This is a genomic window from Halomonas marinisediminis (assembly GCF_004347715.1).
Taxonomy (GTDB): Bacteria; Pseudomonadota; Gammaproteobacteria; order Pseudomonadales; family Halomonadaceae; genus Halomonas; species Halomonas icarae.
Genome location: NZ_SLTR01000698.1, coordinates 1 through 233 on the forward strand (window position 1 = coordinate 1; position 233 = coordinate 233).

The following is a 233-nucleotide window of genomic DNA, read 5'->3' on the forward strand; positions in this document are numbered from 1 at the left end:
CAGGCGGACGTCAATCTGTATCAGGCCAAAATCAAAGGCCGCAATATGGTGATTCCTTTAGTTGTGCAAAAAGCCAGCGAGGACGAACCCGTCTAAGCGCATCACGTCATCGCTATAATCGCGTCCCACTCATGGGGCTCTACCGGCATCACAGAAAGCCGGCCGCGCTTGACCAGCGCCATGTCCTGAAGCGCCGGGTTCAGCTTAATCTCCCCCAACGGAACGACCTTTTT

General features: G+C 54.9%; 1 protein-coding gene. It reads right to left on the reverse strand.

Annotation, left to right across the window (positions count from 1 at the left end; all coding sequences use genetic code 11):
* Positions 1–101: 101 nt before the first annotated feature.
* Positions 102–233 (reverse strand): EVE domain-containing protein (locus E0702_RS20115; protein WP_132045898.1); only part of this gene is annotated, 132 nt, incomplete at its 5' end.